We start from the raw sequence: 14,811 nt of genomic DNA, 5'->3' as shown, positions 1-14,811 counted from the left end.
CTTTCGACTGCGGGCTCGGGCGCCCTGGCCGGACGCGTCGCCAACGCGTCGAGCCCGTTCGCCGCGCCGCCGATGAAAACGGAAACGCGCAAGGATTAGGAATCGAGACACGATGCGCAAACTCACCCTGGCCCAACTCGAGCGCCACCTGTTCGGTGCGGCCGACGTGCTGCGGGGCAAGATGGATGCCTCCGAGTTCAAGGAATACATCTTCGGGATGCTGTTCCTCAAGCGCTGCTCGGATGTGTTCGAAGCCCGCCGTCAGGAGATCGTCGCCGAGCAGCGCGCCAGGGGCCGCACACAGGCGGAGGCCGAGCAGCGGGCCAACGCCAAGGGCTACTACCAGGACACCTTCTTCGTCCCCGAGCGCGCCCGCTGGGAGCACCTGCGCGACACGCTGCACCACAACGTCGGCGACGGGTTGAACAAGGCCCTGGGCGCGCGGGAGGAGGAGAACACCGGCCTGGAAGGCGTGCTCCACCACATCGACTTCACCCGTAACGTCGGCAAGTCCAAGCTGCCGGACAAGAAGCTGCGCGAGTTGATCGCCCACTTCAACCGCTACCGGCTGCGCAACGAGGACTTCGAGTTCCCCGACCTGCTCGGCGCCGCCTACGAATACCTGGTCGGCGAGTTCGCCGACTCCGCCGGCAAGAAGGGCGGTGAGTTCTACACCCCGCGCGCCGTGGTGCGCATGATGGTCCGCCTGGCAGACCCCGAGGAGGGCATGCGCGTCTACGACCCCTGTTCCGGCTCGGGCGGCATGTTGATCCTCTCCGCCGAGCATGTGCGCGAGCACGGCGGCAACCCGCGCAACCTCGGCCTCTACGGGCAGGAGGACAACGGCGGGGTCTGGTCCATCAGCAAGATGAACATGATCCTGCACGGGATCGCCGACGCGGATCTGCGCAACGGCGACACCTTGGCCGAACCCCTGCACGTCGAAGGCGGCGAGCTGATGCGCTTCGACCGGGTCATCACCAATCCGCCCTTCTCGCAGAACTACGCCGCCGACGGCATCCCCTATCCCGAGCGCTTCCCCTATGGATTCTGCCCCGAGTCCGGCAAAAAGGCCGACCTGATGTTCGTGCAGCACATGGTCTCGGTGCTGCGGACCGGTGGACAAGGGGGCGGCATGGTCTGCACCGTGATGCCCCACGGCGTGCTGTTCCGCGGCGGGGCCGAGCGCGAGATCCGCAAGGGCCTCATCCAGGACGACCTGCTCAACGCCTGGTGGATCGGCCAGGAGCAGCGCATCGCCCGGCTTGCCGATCCCGAGGCCGGCACCCAGGCCCTGATGACCCTGCGCGCCGAGCTGGCGACCTCCTTCGAGCAGGCCCTGTTGCCCGTCGGCCTGCTCGACCGTTTCCAGATCGCCGGTGCGGTCGCGACCTGGTGGAACGAGGTGGTCTACGACCTCAAGACCCTGCTGGCCCGCGGCTTCGAGGGCGTGGTCGAGGGCTGGGCCACCACCATCGTCACCGCGCTGGAGGAAGGCGGGCCCGGTGCCAAAGGCGCCGACCCGCTGGACCACAAACTGGTCAAGGCCCTGCTGCCCCAGTTCCTCGACCGGATCGCCGAAGCCGAGGGCCAGGTCGCCGAGCTGGACGCCACAATCAAGGCCGCCACGACCAAAGGAGACGGCGAGGAAGAGAACGAAGGCGGCGACGAGGAGGCCCTGTCCGCGAGCGATCTCAAGGAGCTGAAGCGCAAGCTGTCCGCGGCCAAGACCAGGCTCAAGACCCTGCAAAAGGGCTTCACCGACCATCTGGAGGACGCCCAGGCCGGGCTGACCGCCGAGCAGGCCCGCGCGCTGGTGCTCGGCATCCTCAAGGCCGACCTGCGCCGGGAGCTGGACCGACGGGTCGCCGCCCACCGACAGGCTGTGGTGTCGGCGGTCGAAGGCTGGTGGGCGAAGTACCGGGTGACGCTGCGGGATATCGAGCGTGAGCGGAATACGGCGAAGGGGCGGTTGGATGGGTTTCTTCAGGAGCTGGGTTATGTCAGTTGACGGCTGGGTCGGGATAGAGCTTAAGGATGTTGTTTCTGCCGTCCGAAATGGAACCACGGCTTCCCAAACGACCAGACCGACTGCGTACCCAGTATCGAGGATCGAAACCATTGCGGAAGGCAGTATCGACTGGAACCGCGTAGGTTACCTGAATGCGCCCGCCTCATCCTACGACCTACAACCCGGTGACGTTCTTTATAGTCACATCAACTCCCTGTAACATATCGGGAAAGTCGCGCTATTCGATGAACAGCGAATGCTCTTCCATGGCATGAACCTTATGCTGCTGCGCTTCGATAGGCTGAAGGTCGACCCGAGGTTCTGTTTTCGTGTCCTCCAGTCCAACAAAGGCCGCGCTCACGCGCGACGAGAGGCCAAATCCGCCATCAATCAGGCAAGCCTCGGGCAGGCTCAAATTCTCTCCCTGACCCTCGACCTGCCACCCCTCCCCGAACAACGCCGCATCGCCGAAATCCTCGACACCCTCGACGAGGCCATCCGCAAGACCGAGCAGGTCATCGCCAAGCTCCAGCAGATGAAGCAGGGGCTGCTCCACGACCTGCTGACCCGCGGCATCGACGACAACGGCGAGCTGCGCGACCCCGAGCGCAACCCGGAGCAGTTCAAGGACTCGCCGCTGGGGCGGATGCCGAGGGGATGGGCGTTGCGCCATTTGGGAGAAATCGCGGTTTTCATCACATCAGGTTCTCGCGGATGGGCTACCTTTTACTCGGACACCGGACCGCTGTTCCTGCGAATCGGCAACCTCACGCGGGACCACATCAATCTGCGTCTTGAGTCGGTTGCGCATGTGCGGCCCCCCAGTGGGAGCGAGGGCCAGCGCACCAGCGTGGAGGAAGGCGACCTTCTCATCTCCATCACGGCCGACCTTGGAATCATCGGTATAGTTCCCAGTGACCTGGACGAAGCCTACGTAAACCAGCATGTCGCCTTGATCCGATTGGACCAAGCGTGTGCCCATCCGCGCTGGATCGGACATTTCCTTGCGGGCCGAGCAGGGCAACAACAGTTCGAGCGCCTGAACGATCAGGGCGCAAAATCTGGCCTGAACTTACCAGCTGTGGGGAGGCTGCGAGTTGCACTGCCTGCAACGTCCGAGCAGGTGAGTATCGCAGGCATTCTGGACGACCATGACGTACGCATTCGACAGGAGAGGGTGAACGTAGAAAAGCTGCGAACGCTCAAACAAGGCCTCATGGACGACCTCCTCACCGGCCGTGTCCGCGTTCCCGTCCCCGAGGATGCCGAGGCATGACCAGCGACGCCAACGAGCCGCGAACCTCCACATGGCATTGGAGATCTCACCCATGACCATCGCCGAGCAGATCTATCGAGAGGCACAGGGCACTCCCGGACGAGCTTGCCCAAGAGGTCCTGGACTTCATCGGCTACATCGAGACCAAATACCACCTGAAGTCGGTCAAAGACCGGGATCTGATGGCAGCGCAAGCGCCGGCTCCGCGGGCCGGCAATGAGTGACTCCTTCGAAAGCCAGCGGTTTGGCAAGACCGTCTGGCTGACCAATCACGCCATCGAGTCGATGGCGAAGCGGCAGGTAACCCTGAACGAGGTGCAGGTGTTGATCGAGCAGGGTACCTTGGCGCAGAAATCAGCGGGGCACAGCTGGATCTCGCACCGTTTCCCGACGCGCAACGACAACTTGGTCTGCGCGGCAATCGTCGAGGCCCAGGCGGTGATCATCAAGACCGTTATGGTCAACTGGAGAGAGCGAGGCTCCCAATGAAGATCCAGTACTACGAGGACGATGACATCCTGTTCATCGAATTCACCAAGGGTGAGATCGTGCGCGACGAGTCGGTGGATTGGAACGTCAACATCGGCTACACGGCGACCGGCATCGGCGAGATCACCATTCTGGATGCCAAGAAGAGCGGCATGTACCCGCTGCAGATCGAGCGGGTCGTGGCGGATGCAGCCTGACGGCCCAGGTACTGAGTGCCCGGGGTAGCGCCGCTCTTGCCACATCTGGCGCCCATACTCCAGTGGCGCGTCAGGTCACGGGTCGAGGGAGTTTCCGCGAGGTCCTGCTGCTCGATGACCTGAAGGAGGCCCTGCACCGGATCAACCTGGACCCGGAGGGCGGGCCCTGGCTGGATGAGGGGCGCATCATGCAGGCCGTGAACGCGCGCGGCTCGGCGCCGGCAAGCAGCTGGAGGTCAACCAGGCGGCCACCGAGCTGCTGCTCAAAGGGACCGTGGTCGACGGCGTCGCGGGCTGGGAACAGGGCCGCGGGCGGACCGTCCACTTCATCGACTGGGACAACCCGCAGAACAACTGTTTCCGGGTCGTCAATCAGTTCCAGGTCGCCTGCCCGGCGGGCCAGGCCGACAAGCATATCCGGCCCGACATCGTGCTCTTCGTCAACGGCATCCCGCTGGTGATCGTCGAGTGCAAGAGCCCCTATGCAGCCACGCCGCTGGAGGACGCGGTCGACCAGCTCCAACGTTACGCGAACCGCCGCCGGGAGCTGGGCCTGGTGGACCTGAGCGAGGGCAACGAGCAGCTCTTCCACTACTCCCAGTTCGTCGTCGCCACCTGCGGCGAGCAGGCACGGGCGGGCACCTTCTCGTCGCTGGCGGTCCACTTTCTCGAATGGAAGGACACCAGCCCCAGGCCCATCGCGGAGGTGGCGGAAGAACTGGGTCAGGTCGCCACCGCGCTCACCAGCCAGGAAAGGCTGGTCGCGGGGATGCTGCGGCCCGCGCATCTGCTCGACATCGTGCGCCACTTCACCTTGTTCATGGAGCTGGGTGGGCGCCGGGTGAAACTGGTCTGCCGCTACCAGCAGTTCCGTGCCGTGCAGCTGGCCATCCGGCGCATGCTCACCGGCAAGACCCGGCGCGAGGACGGCGAGCAGGACCGCCGCGGCGGCATCGTCTGGCACACCCAGGGCAGCGGGAAGAGCCTGACCATGGTCTTCCTGATCCGCAAGATGCGCTCGGACCCGACGCTGCGCCGCTTCAAGGTCATCGTCGTCACCGACCGGCGGGATCTGCAGAAACAGCTCGCCGACACCGCGGCGCTGACCGACGAGGTGCTGACCATCGTCAAGCCCGAGCGGCGAGGCGCGAAAACGGTGTCGTCCGCCGAGGTCCTGCAGGAGACGCTTGCGCGCAAGGGCAAGGATCTGGTCTTCGCGATGATCCAGAAGTATCGGGGCGAGCTGCTCGACGCCGATGCATCGGACGATACGAACGGGGCCGACGAGGACGCAGAGGACACGGCGGGCCGGGCGCCGACCAAGACCCGGCCATTCCCGGAGCTGAACACCGACGAGGACATCCTGGTGCTGGTCGACGAGGCCCACCGCAGCCACACCAACAGCGCCCACGCCAACCTGATGCAGGCACTGCCCAATTGCGTGCGGATCGGCTTCACCGGCACGCCGATCATCATGCGGGCCAAGGGGCAAACGGCGCGGATCTTCGGCGCCTTCATCGACCGCTACACGCTGCGCGAGTCCGAGGCCGACGGGGCGACGGTGCCGATCCGCTACGAGGGCCGCACCACCGGCGCCGCGGTGAAGGACGGGCGTGCGCTCGACGAGGTCTTCGAGGACATGCTGGTGGGTCGGACGCCCGAGGAATTGGAGGCGATCAAGCAGAAGTACGCGACCAAGGGCCATGTCATGGAGGCCGAGCGGCTCATCGCCGCCAAGGCCCGCAACATGCTGCGCCACTATGTCGAGAACATCCTGCCCAACGGTTTCAAGGCGCAAGTGGTAGCGGTCAGCCGGCGGGCGACCATTCGCTACTATAGGGCCTTCCTTGAGGCGCGGGACGCGCTGGTCGACGAATTGGCGGCCTTGCACCCGAACCTGCTCGGTCTGGACGACGACGCGGTGAACCGGCTCGCCCCGGAGAAGGCCTTCCTGATCCGGGCCCACCGATTCCTGCCGACCATCGCGGCCCTGGACTTTGCCCCGGTGATCTCCGGTGGGCACAACGACAGCGTGGACCCCCAGCGCGAATGGTCGAGCCGCGCCAAGATCGATGCCCGCATCGCCCGCTTCAAAAAGCCGCTGTTCGCGGATGGTCCGAATACCTTCGTCGGCGACAAGGCCGATCCGCTCGCCTTTCTGATCGTCAAATCGATGCTGCTCACCGGCTTTGACGCCCCGGTCGAGCAGGTGATGTATCTCGACCGTCACATCAAGGAGGCCGAGCTGCTCCAGGCCATCGCCCGGGTGAATCGTACCTATTCGCGTGGCGGTGCCGGCGGCGGGGGCGAGAAGAGTTGCGGCATCGTGGTGGACTACTACGGGGTGGCCAGGCACCTGAAGGATGCGCTGGCGGCCTACAGCGCCGAGGACGTGGAGGGTGCGCTCGAGAGCCTGAAGGACGAGATCCCCAAGCTGCGGGACCGGCACCGCCGGGCGCTGGAGGTGTTTCTCTCGCGCGGCATCGAGGATATCGCCGAGACCGAGGCCTGTGTGCAGCTCTTGAAGGACGAGAAACTGCGGGCCGAGTTTCACGTCAAGCTCAAGCAGTTCTTGGTCACGCTGGATCTGGTGCTCCCGAGACCCGAGGGCCTGCCCTTCGTCAACGACGCCAAGACCCTCGCACATATTCAGGCGAGGGCCCGCAACCGCTACCGCGGCAGCGAGCGGCTGATCGGCAAAGAGGTGGGCGAGAAGGTCCGCAAGCTGATCGACGACCACGTCCTCTCACTCGGCATCGATCCACGGATCCCGCCCATCGAAATCACCTCGATCCAGTTCGAAACGCACGTCGAGCAGGAGCGCTCGTCGCGCGCAAAGGCCAGCGAGATGGAACATGCCCTGCGCTACCACATCCGCAAGCACCTCGACGAGGACCCCACGCACTACGAGAAGCTCTCGGAGCGTCTGCGGGACATTCTCAAGGAATTCGAGGGCCGCTGGGACGCGCTAGCCGAGGCGCTCAAGACGCTCGTCGAGGAGGCGGCGCAGGGCCGGCAGCGCGACGACAGCACCGGCCTCGATCCCGCGACCCAGGCCTTCCTCGACGTCCTGCTCGTGCAGTTGGCCAGAGACGTGACTGTGGAGGCCGAGACCACCGCCCGGCTCCGCGAGGTGGTCGTCGAGTTGGTCGATCACATCCGTCAGGAGATCGCGCTGGTCGGTTTCTGGCAACGGGCTCACGCGCGCGAGGGGCTGCGGGGTTGGATCTTCCAGACCCTGGACGACGCCGAGGTCTTGCCCTTCGGGCGGCTGGACGCGGTGGCGGACACGCTGATGGATCTGGCGAAGGCGAACCATCATCGGCTGACGGAGTGATGGACCCGCAGACCGTACATCCGACCGAGCATCCGGCCGAGTATTTGGCCGTCGACGAACTGACTTTCGAGGTCCGCCGCAGCCCGCGTCGCAAGACGTTGGGGATCACCCTGGATCGTGGCGGCGAGCTGATCATTTCGGCCCCGCCCGAGACCGCCGGGACGCAGCTGGCCGAGTTCGTCCGCGAGAAGCGGTTCTGGCTCTACACCAAGATGGCCGAGCAGGAGACCCGCAATCGGACTCCGGACGCCAAGGAGTTCGTCACCGGCGAGGGCTTCCTCTACCTGGGGCGAAGCTATCGGCTGCTGCTCGTCGATGCGCAGGCCACCCCGCTCAAATTGGAGGCGGGACGGTTCAGGCTGCTGCGGCCCCTGGCGGCCGAAGGTCGGGAGCAGTTCGTGCGCTGGTACACCGAGCACGCGAGGCGCTGGCTGCAACGGCGGGTGAAGGACTGGGCCGCCCGTATGGGTGTCGAGCCCAAAGGCGTCGAGGTCCGCGACCTCGGGTTCCGCTGGGGTTCCTGCGGTCGGGGCGGGAACCTGAACTTCCACTGGGCCACGATCCTGTTGCCCTGCAGCATCGTAGACTACGTCATCGTCCATGAACTGACTCACCTCGTCGAGCCGAACCACACGCCCGCATTCTGGCGACGACTGGGGCGGGCGCTGCCGGAGTACGAGCAACGCAAGACTTGGCTGGCGGAGCACGGCGGGCGGCATGTCGTGCTTTGAACCCTTGCGGGCCGAGGCCCGCGGCCGATGGACGGGCCTGAGATTTACCGCGACATCACACCGGGCCGACGAGTCGAGCCGATTTGCAATCGGTAGCCCAGGTGGAGCCCGGACCGCAGACAAGAAAAAACCAGCTCAAGGCCGGTTCGACTTTCTCTTATCGGATTTGGTGGCTACGCCCTGACTCGAACAGGGGACCCTCGCATTATGAGAACGGTTAAGCCCTGTATTGCAACTCCTTGACCCTACTCGCAAACCTCACCTAAATGCCTGTTCCCGCTTTGATTTCCGCTCAATTATCGACTATCATGAACATGCATCGAGTCGCACCGAATTGCACAATTCTGTAGCCCAGATGTAGCCCAGATAAAAGCGAAGCCGGAAGGGTCTAGTCCACCCGCCCGGCTTCTCGTCACAACCCGCTGACAGGTAGCGTGCCATGACTGAAGCAACTGTAGCCCATCCTCCTTTCAAATTCACGCAGGCGAAGCTCGACGCCCTGCCCTTCGAGTCGACCCGGTATGAAGTTCGGGACACCCAACAACCCGGCTTGATCTGTCGAGTGAGCCCACCGGGACGCAAGTATCCCGATGGGCGCCGCGTCCTTCAGGTCTACGGTCGCGCGAAAGGCATCACGGCGCCGATCCGCGTCACGATCTGCGAGGTCGGAGAACTGCCCTTGACGGCGCTCAAGGGTCAGGCGTCCGTGCGTGGTCGCGTCGACGAGATCCTTGCGCAACTGCGAGCCGGGGAGAATCCGAACGAAACGGCACGCCAACTGCGAGCCGACAAGGCGGTTCAGGCGCAAGCCGACGAGCTGGCAGGCGTCACGCTGAAGAAAGCATATCAAGCCTACCTGAAGACCAAAGCCCTACGCCCGCGCACGATCGAGGGCTATCAACTCATCATCGACCGGGATCTCGTCGACTGGAAGGATAAGCCGCTGCGCGAGATCACCGGCGCGATGGCCGTCACTCGTCACGCCGAGATCAGTCAGACGAGCCGCAGCGTCGCTATGCGCGCGATGCAGGTCCTAAGAGCTGTCCATCGATTTGCGTCGGAGTTCTACGGCGACGACGAGGATGAACTGCCGTTCGGCCGATGCCCGGTCGACAAGGTGAATCGGGTACAGCGCAAGTGGAGCCGGTCGGACGCTCGGACGCGCAAGCTCGGGACCGATGACGTTCGGCCGTGGCTGGAAGCTGTCCGGCGACTGCCGATCGACCAACCCCAGGGCGACCCCGAGCGCATGGCGGCATATCTTGAGCTTCTGCTGCTCACTGGCCTACGCCGACGTGAAGCCGGATTCATGCTTTGGTCGGATGTCGATTTCAAGCGAGGGACGATCAAGGTCCGTGAGACGAAGAACGGCAAGGATCACACCTTACCGATGACGGCTCGCGTCCGGGAGATCCTGGAAGCTCGCAAGCGTGCCAGAGACGCGGAGAACGAGAAAGTCGTCGAGACGGATGAAGAACGCAAGCCAGCCGACTATGTCATCGGGACATCCGAAGTCCGCAAGCAACTCGTCAGGATCGAGAAGACAACCGGCTTAACCGTCACGCCGCATGATCTGCGTCGGTCATGGGCCAGCTTCGCCGAGCGAGCCGGCATCGGCGGATACGCGATCAAGGCCGCGTTGAACCATGCGACGACCGGCGACGTCACCGGGACGAACTACGTCCAGCTCGACACCGATGATCTTCGTCCGCTGATGCAGCAGGTCGAGGACTACATTCTGCGGCTCGCCGATCCGCCAGCAAACAATGTGGTCGAACTGCGTTCGGGAGCGGCGGCATGAACGGCCTACCGATCGCACTCACCAACCCGGAAGGCGGCAAGTACAGCGTCGAGACGGCCGTCTCTATCTGGTTGCACGTCGCCTATGGTTTTCCTTACGGCGTGCCGAACGGGAGTCGGGACTACAAGATCGCACGGCGAGACGCCGCCGCCGACCTGAATCATCTGGTGAAGTCCGAGGAAGGACCACCGAGAGGTCCTGTTATCCGTCGTCGACGATCGACGTGGCTGGACGGCACCACCCTCTTGCGCAACGGCTATACCGAGCCGAATCAGGTGCCCGTCGCGACCGTCGACAATGGGCCAAAGCTCAACAGATGGATCTACCAAGCCGACCTGATCCGCTTCGCCGCCGAGCGTGGAGTCGAGCTGTTTCCCGAGACGGCCGCGGCACGAGTGTCGGAGTCGGAGCCGATCAAGGCGAAGCCGGGAGCGCCGATCAAAATCCCGGACGAGGCGATCGATCTTGTTCGACAGCTCTATACGAGCCGCGAAGCGAGAACAAAGAAGGAAGCCGGCATGATGGCCGCTGAAAGGTTCGGGCTCGATCCGCTCGTCCAGGGAAAAACGCTTGAGACATACATCGGGCGAGAACGAAAGAAGCCAACGCAGTAACCCACATCGAACCGCCATCACGGCGGTTTTTTTATGCCTGTCGATCCGATTAATCCCGATTAACGTTCGTCGGATTCATCGCGTTTTATCGGTTTTCACTTCGCTGTTCACTAAGCCCATCGCATCGGCAATTAAACGCAGTCAACCGATTGCACCGATACGAAAAGGTGAATACATGAAAACCCCATCAAGACCGACATCATCCTCAGTCGCCGACTTCTGCGAGCGTCACGGGATCAGTGAGCCAACGTTCTACAGGCGCCGCTCGGATATGCCCAGAACGATCAAGATCGGCGGACAGCTTCGCATCGTCGACCGGGATGAATCGGAGTGGATCGAGCGGAAACAGGCCGAATCGATCACCGGGAGGGCGGCGGCATGAACGAATCAACCGCCCATGCATTTCTGGTGGAGCACGGCATTGACCCGCTGGCCATGCACCCGACAGGCGTTTCCAATTGGGAAGCGTTCGATCGCTTTTGCGAAGAACAGGCTAAAGCCGCCGGCATGCAACCCGTCGTCACCGGCGAATTTGACGTGACCCCGAACGGCAACCTTGCGCGCGTCGTGCGTTGGACCCAGGCGGTGCAGTCATGAGCGCCGAATACACCCGCGAAACATGGCTGAAGCCGATCCCGCTCGACTTCGACGCCCATTCCCTACTGCATCGAATTGCATCGGCACGACTGGCGGGTCATGAACTGGACCGTCGACGCCCGCCGACGAAACTGCATCTGGTCGCAGATCGCGAGCGGTTCAACATCGAGATCAGGCCGATACTGCACAGCTCACCAACCGGATGGACGATCTACAACATCGAGGCAAAGCTGGTGACTTCGGTCAACGCCAAGACCGAGATCAAGGTCCGCATCTTGCCCGATTGCGCACTGCACCTGATGAGATGGCAACGCGACGACGCCCGCACTGGTGCGGCTGTCGACCTGGTGACTGAGACACTGCGGCGATTCGTCGACGATCCGAAGCGCGCGATTGCCTTCGGTGCGTTGAACTGCGGATTCTGCGGCCGTGCGTTGACTGACCCGAGATCAATCGAATGGGGAATCGGCCCGGAATGTCGAGCGCAATTCGAGCAGGCAATCAGGTTAGATGAACTGATGATGGATACCGATCGAGCCGCGGCGAACGGCTCGATCGGTGAAGGCGACGAGCAAGGCATGTTCGCGAAGAATGATAGCACGGAGGCGCCCCATGCGTAAGGACGCCCATATCGAGCCGGCGCGCTGGATTCGCGAGTATCGCGCGGCCCTTCGCCTGTCGGATGTTGCCTTTAAGGTCCTGCTCTATTGCGAGTGCGGCCCCGAGTCGCACCGCACCGGGATTCACTTCGTCGCGTCAGGGACGATCGCCGAGATCATCTTCGAGGATCGCGAGACCGTCGACGACGCTTTTGATGACCTGGAAGCCGTCGGCCTGTTGCTGCGCGACTCGGCGGCGGGACTGGTCTATCTGCCGAATCAGTGTGCGGCTCAATTCGCCTGGAAGAAAGGCGAGCCCAAAGCCGAAGACTATCGGCTCGTCGAGGCAAAGCGCCACATTGCCAGCCTACCCGAATCGCCGCTGGTGCGGATGTTTCTCGACCGCTGGCCCATCTTCCGATCGGATGAAGCCCCTACCCAAGCCCCTTGCCAAGCCCCTACCGAAGCCCCTTCGGTAGCCCCTTGCCAAGCCCCTACTCAAGGGACCCCCCAAGGGACAACTACATCTACAGTTGCCCGAAGGGTAGGCAACCCCCCGGACGGCCCGGACGGCGGCAAGCTCGTCGAGATCCGGCTCGGAGGTGCGGCATGACTCCGACGCTGACATCGACGCGCGACTATCTGGCGGCACAGATCAGCGATAACGGCTCAATCGAGCTGCGGCATCAGATCGGCGAACGCTGGACGACAGGATGGTTCGACGACCTGGATCGACTTGTTCGTCAGGTCGACCGCCTTCGGGACCGCGGCAACCTGTTCACGTCGCTCAACGGCCCGAAGCCGCGGCACGTCGGCAACGGCATGACCGGCTCGCCGATCTGCAACGGCGATGTTGCATGGGTAACTCGGATTCCGTTCGACTTCGATCCTTGTCGACCGACAGGTGTCTCGTCGACCGCCGACGAGCTGAAAGCCGCACTCGGGCGCCGTGACGCCCTGGTCGCGATGCTGCGCAAACTCGACTGGCCCATACCGCTGCATGGACTCAGCGGCAACGGCTATCACGCCGTCTACCGCGTCAGACTGCCGAGCAACGACGAGACGACCGAGATGTTCAGGTCGATCTACTCGGGACTCGCCGCGGAGTTCGCCGACGACGAGGTCGACTTTGACCGCAGCGTGAAGAATCCCGGAAGGATTTTCCGCCTGTACGGCACGCGAAATCGAAAGGGACCGGATACGCCCGAACGACCGCATCGTGACTCGGCGTGTTGGATCCCGGCGCCGTGGCGTCAGGTCGAGCGTCGTCTCGTCGAGGATTTAGCGAACTTCTACGCCCGTCGCTCGACACCCGCCGTGACGTCGTCGGAGCCGCGTCAGGCCGGCCCGCGCATCGGCGGCAAAGGCGACTACACCACACTCGACGTGGTCGCCTGGTTGACCGCTCACGGGCTCTACAGGCACGCCGTCGACTCGACGACTCACTCGGTCTGGTGTCCGTGGCGCGATGGGCACTCGACGCCGCACGGACGCACCGGCGCCGTCGTCTTCGTTAATCCCGGACGGTGGCCCGGATTCCATTGTCATCATGGATCTTGTGCAGGTCGGACGATCGCAGATGTCGTTGCGAGTCTCGGTGACGCCGACGCCTACTGCACTGCGGCATTCCAGGGAGGGCGCAGTCATGTTTGAGCTGCATCCCTTTCAAGGCGACATCATCCGAGAGCTGCGTCAAGGCTATGCGGCCGGACATCGACGTCAGATGTGTGCTCTTGCGACAGGCGGCGGAAAAACCGTGGTTGCCTCACACCTGATCCGATCGGCATCGGCGAAGGGCAACAGGTCGATTTTCATCGTCGACCGCATCGAACTGGTGAATCAGGCTGCCGACACGCTGCAAGCCGTAGGCCTTCGCGTCGGAGTCATGCAGGCCGGCAACACCTGGTTGCACTGCGACGACGAGGTCATCGTCGGCACTCGCCAGACGTTCGCCGCCCGCGGAGTTCCGCCCGCTGGATTCGCCATCATCGACGAGGCCCATGTTCTGGCGAAGGACCACATCAAGCTGATGGAAGCATGGAACAGGGTTCCCTTCATCGGCCTATCGGCAACTCCTCTAAGACCGGATCTCGGGGGACACTTCACCAACCTGGTGCGAGGCCCTACGGTCGCATGGTTGACCGAGCAAGGGTTCCTGACACCGGCTCGTGCGTTCTGCCCGGGGAGTGAGTCGATCGAGCGGGCAATCTCGGGAGTGAAGCTCAAGCGCGGCGATTTCGTCTCGTCGGAGCTGGCGGACGCGATGAATACGAAAGCCTTGATCGGCGACATCATCGCAACCTGGACGGAAAAGGCGATCGACCGCCCGACTCTAGTATTCGCCGTCGACATTGCGCACAGCAAATCGGTGATAGCCGACTTCGTCGACGCTGGCGTGTCCGCAGCGCACATCGACGCCTACACCCGGCCCGACGAGCGCAAGGACATCATTGCATCGTTCAAGGCCGGCGAGATCCGCGTCTTATCGAGCGTCAACGTGTTGGGCATCGGCTTCGACTATCCAGGCGCATCGTGCGCAATTCTAGCTCGACCTACGCTATCGGAAGCTCTGCATATGCAACAGCTCGGGCGGGTCATACGGCGTGCCGATGGAAAAGCCGACGCCCTGATTCTGGACCATGCGGGGAATACCCTTCGATTCGGTCTGCCGATTCACTTCGAGGTTCCCGATCTCGGGAAGGGCGAACATCAAGCCGCATCGAAGAAGAAGGCCGAAAAGCGCATGGTCGCCTGTTCGCACTGCGGAGCCGTCATGGAGTCGGATCAATTCACCTGCTCGTCGTGCGGCATCGATCGGCCGGGTCGCAAGTCGAAAGTCGTCTATCGAGACGGGCGTCTCGTCGAATACGGATCAGGCGACGACGGAACCGCGGTATTCAGCGTCGAGGATCGACGAGGATGGTATCAGGCGTTTCGATGGTATGCCGAGCGTCGAGGATGGAAGGATGGATGGGCGTTCCATGCGTTCCTTGCGAAGTTCGGAGGAATGAAGCCGCCGTTCGCCTGGAAGCTCTTTCCAGGGATCCAGCCGAGCGACGAACAGGCCAGATGGATTCGTCACTATCAGATCAGATCGGCGAAGCGTCGAGCGGCATAAGTGGAAGCTGTGGAGATCTCCGCAATCGTGCGGAGATCATC

The 14,811-nt window shown here is 63.2% G+C and carries 13 protein-coding genes and 1 pseudogene; all 14 read left to right on the top strand.

Annotated features, from left to right (window positions below; all coding sequences use genetic code 11):
- Window positions 1-112 precede the first annotated feature (112 nt).
- Window positions 113-1,231 (top strand): annotated as a pseudogene (locus LT988_RS25630) (type I restriction-modification system subunit M); the annotation flags it as partial.
- A gap of 1,003 nt (window positions 1,232-2,234) precedes the next feature.
- Window positions 2,235-3,287: a restriction endonuclease subunit S gene (locus LT988_RS21150; protein WP_269752154.1), complete on the top strand. Its 1,053-nt coding sequence runs from the start codon at window positions 2,235-2,237 to the stop codon at window positions 3,285-3,287.
- A gap of 216 nt (window positions 3,288-3,503) precedes the next feature.
- The gene (locus tag LT988_RS21145) at window positions 3,504-3,776 is read left to right on the top strand and encodes a DUF4258 domain-containing protein (RefSeq protein ID WP_232407459.1); all 273 of its coding nucleotides are present in this window, start codon (window positions 3,504-3,506) and stop codon (window positions 3,774-3,776) included.
- Window positions 3,773-3,973, top strand: coding sequence for a DUF2283 domain-containing protein (locus LT988_RS21140; RefSeq protein WP_232407458.1), 201 nt, complete (start codon window positions 3,773-3,775; stop codon window positions 3,971-3,973). Before LT988_RS21145 ends, LT988_RS21140 begins: the two co-directional genes overlap by 4 nt.
- 229 nt (window positions 3,974-4,202) lie before the next feature.
- Window positions 4,203-7,310, top strand: coding sequence for a type I restriction endonuclease subunit R (locus tag LT988_RS21135; RefSeq protein WP_269752153.1), 3,108 nt, complete (start codon window positions 4,203-4,205; stop codon window positions 7,308-7,310).
- Complete coding sequence (locus LT988_RS21130; protein ID WP_232407456.1) at window positions 7,310-8,041, top strand: M48 family metallopeptidase; 732 nt, start codon at window positions 7,310-7,312, stop codon at window positions 8,039-8,041. Before LT988_RS21135 ends, LT988_RS21130 begins: the two co-directional genes overlap by 1 nt.
- A 439-nt stretch (window positions 8,042-8,480) precedes the next feature.
- The gene (locus LT988_RS21125) at window positions 8,481-9,842 is read left to right on the top strand and encodes a tyrosine-type recombinase/integrase (protein WP_232407455.1); all 1,362 of its coding nucleotides are present in this window, start codon (window positions 8,481-8,483) and stop codon (window positions 9,840-9,842) included.
- Window positions 9,839-10,456 carry a hypothetical protein gene (locus tag LT988_RS21120; RefSeq protein WP_232407454.1) on the top strand — a complete coding sequence of 206 codons (618 nt, stop codon included), beginning with the start codon at window positions 9,839-9,841 and terminating at the stop codon, window positions 10,454-10,456. The genes LT988_RS21125 and LT988_RS21120 overlap by 4 nt, the downstream gene beginning before the upstream one ends.
- Window positions 10,413-10,838 carry a helix-turn-helix transcriptional regulator gene (locus LT988_RS21115; RefSeq protein ID WP_232407453.1) on the top strand — a complete coding sequence of 142 codons (426 nt, stop codon included), beginning with the start codon at window positions 10,413-10,415 and terminating at the stop codon, window positions 10,836-10,838. The genes LT988_RS21120 and LT988_RS21115 overlap by 44 nt, the downstream gene beginning before the upstream one ends.
- Window positions 10,835-11,053: a hypothetical protein gene (locus LT988_RS21110; protein ID WP_232407452.1), complete on the top strand. Its 219-nt coding sequence runs from the start codon at window positions 10,835-10,837 to the stop codon at window positions 11,051-11,053. Before LT988_RS21115 ends, LT988_RS21110 begins: the two co-directional genes overlap by 4 nt.
- Window positions 11,050-11,673: a DUF6011 domain-containing protein gene (locus tag LT988_RS21105; protein ID WP_232407451.1), complete on the top strand. Its 624-nt coding sequence runs from the start codon at window positions 11,050-11,052 to the stop codon at window positions 11,671-11,673. The genes LT988_RS21110 and LT988_RS21105 overlap by 4 nt, the downstream gene beginning before the upstream one ends.
- Complete coding sequence (locus LT988_RS21100; protein ID WP_232407450.1) at window positions 11,666-12,265, top strand: hypothetical protein; 600 nt, start codon at window positions 11,666-11,668, stop codon at window positions 12,263-12,265. The genes LT988_RS21105 and LT988_RS21100 overlap by 8 nt, the downstream gene beginning before the upstream one ends.
- Window positions 12,262-13,305, top strand: coding sequence for a hypothetical protein (locus tag LT988_RS21095; protein WP_232407449.1), 1,044 nt, complete (start codon window positions 12,262-12,264; stop codon window positions 13,303-13,305). Before LT988_RS21100 ends, LT988_RS21095 begins: the two co-directional genes overlap by 4 nt.
- Window positions 13,298-14,770: a DEAD/DEAH box helicase family protein gene (locus LT988_RS21090; RefSeq protein ID WP_232407448.1), complete on the top strand. Its 1,473-nt coding sequence runs from the start codon at window positions 13,298-13,300 to the stop codon at window positions 14,768-14,770. The genes LT988_RS21095 and LT988_RS21090 overlap by 8 nt, the downstream gene beginning before the upstream one ends.
- Window positions 14,771-14,811: the final 41 nt, after the last annotated feature.

The organism is Thiocapsa bogorovii (assembly GCF_021228795.1).
Lineage (GTDB): Bacteria > Pseudomonadota > Gammaproteobacteria > Chromatiales > Chromatiaceae > Thiocapsa > Thiocapsa bogorovii.
Note: the sequence above shows the minus strand (reverse complement) of the source record. Positions and strands in the feature narration are given on the sequence as shown.

Coding starts and splice junctions, on each gene's coding strand:
- LT988_RS21105 (WP_232407451.1), top strand. CDS start 11,050: ATGAGCGCCGAATACACCCGCGAAACATGGCTGAAGCCGATCCCGCTC.
- LT988_RS21110 (WP_232407452.1), top strand. CDS start 10,835: ATGAACGAATCAACCGCCCATGCATTTCTGGTGGAGCACGGCATTGAC.
- LT988_RS21140 (WP_232407458.1), top strand. CDS start 3,773: ATGAAGATCCAGTACTACGAGGACGATGACATCCTGTTCATCGAATTC.
- LT988_RS21090 (WP_232407448.1), top strand. CDS start 13,298: ATGTTTGAGCTGCATCCCTTTCAAGGCGACATCATCCGAGAGCTGCGT.
- LT988_RS21120 (WP_232407454.1), top strand. CDS start 9,839: ATGAACGGCCTACCGATCGCACTCACCAACCCGGAAGGCGGCAAGTAC.
- LT988_RS21145 (WP_232407459.1), top strand. CDS start 3,504: ATGAGTGACTCCTTCGAAAGCCAGCGGTTTGGCAAGACCGTCTGGCTG.
- LT988_RS21125 (WP_232407455.1), top strand. CDS start 8,481: ATGACTGAAGCAACTGTAGCCCATCCTCCTTTCAAATTCACGCAGGCG.
- LT988_RS21100 (WP_232407450.1), top strand. CDS start 11,666: ATGCGTAAGGACGCCCATATCGAGCCGGCGCGCTGGATTCGCGAGTAT.
- LT988_RS21130 (WP_232407456.1), top strand. CDS start 7,310: ATGGACCCGCAGACCGTACATCCGACCGAGCATCCGGCCGAGTATTTG.
- LT988_RS21095 (WP_232407449.1), top strand. CDS start 12,262: ATGACTCCGACGCTGACATCGACGCGCGACTATCTGGCGGCACAGATC.